The organism is Nostoc sp. KVJ20, from assembly GCF_001712795.1.
GTDB lineage: Bacteria > Cyanobacteriota > Cyanobacteriia > Cyanobacteriales > Nostocaceae > Nostoc.
On the sequence record NZ_KV757682.1, the window covers coordinates 1 to 1,251 of the forward strand.

1 protein-coding gene is annotated in these 1,251 nt (G+C 35.3%); it reads right to left on the bottom strand.

The window, feature by feature from the left end; translation table 11 throughout:
- Positions 1 to 175: 175 nt before the first annotated feature.
- A protein-coding gene (locus tag A4S05_RS39505) for an IS630 family transposase (protein WP_256091215.1) occupies positions 176 to 1,131 on the bottom strand; the annotation gives its coding sequence in 2 pieces (ribosomal slippage) (positions 176 to 789 and positions 789 to 1,131; 957 coding nt in all).
- Positions 1,132 to 1,251: the final 120 nt, after the last annotated feature.

A 1,251-nucleotide genomic window follows, 5' to 3' on the forward strand; every position in this document is an offset into this window, starting at 1 on the left:
TGGTCAAAAAATTAAACGTATGGGTGTTCAAAAATATGTCGGCCGAATTAAAAAATCTAAGCGAATTGTTCGACGACATAGTAGTTTTTATATTGGTCTTTATGACCACAATTGAGTCAATTTCATGGAAAATTCTTATGAGTTCGTCACTGAATTATTGAGATTATAGCATTTCTCAGTCTGGTGAAGTACAGTAACAAGAATGGGTAAACCAATTATAAATATCAGTTAACGAGACTTGAGTAAAAGCAGTTTCAATTGCTTTTGCTAAGTCTGGATAACTTCTAGCTCCAATAGAACGTAGTGAAGTTTTAATTTTTGACCAACAGTTTTCAATTGGTGAAAAATCAGGAGAATATGGTGGCAAATAAATTAATTTAGCTCCAACAGATTCGATTAATTTTTCAATATCTCCACCTTTATGAATTGAACAATTATCCATGATTACACAAGCACCTTCCCACAGCTTTGGAACTAATTTTTGAGAAATATAAGCCTCAAATGTCAGCCCGTCACATGCTCCTAAAATACTATATTGACTAATCACGCCTTTGAGAGCAATCGCTCCAATTATGGAGACATTTTTACAGCGTTTTTGAGGTCGTGAGCCATGCGCTCTTTTACCTTTTTTAGAACGAGCGGAGTGTCTTATTAAAGATAGATTAGCTCCTGCTTCGTCAAGAAATACAAGGTTTTCCGTCGGTATCCCATGAAGTTGAAGCCAGAACTGTACTCTTAATAATTGAACTCTTTCAGTCTCTTTTTCTGCGGCGTGCAATGTTTTTTTTTAAGGCTTATTTCTATCCTCTGTAACATCCTGTCTACCGTAGAGATACCAATTGTTATTCCTGTTTTTTCTTTGAGTTCTGAGCGAATTTCTTTCAAGGTGGCATCATTCTTAGCTTCAACTATTTCTTCAAGAATCTTAATTTGTTCTTCATTGAGCTTCGGAGGAGTTTGTTTTGTCCTAACTTTAGGAGCGATACTTGCTGTTTCTCTATATTGCTTTAGTATTTTCTCAATAAAACCTAAACTCACACAAAATCTCTTTGCTAATTGACGTTGTGATATTCCACCTGACAAGTATGTATCCAATATTTTTTGGCGAAAGTCGAGGGAATATGGTTTCATTTTTACCCTTGAGTAGATGCACTGAATTTATCTTAATTAGTGTACTTTATTAGACTGGTAAACGCCATATGCTCTTTCGCCCGATCATTTAGCCAATGATCAATGTAGCCTTCAATCCAA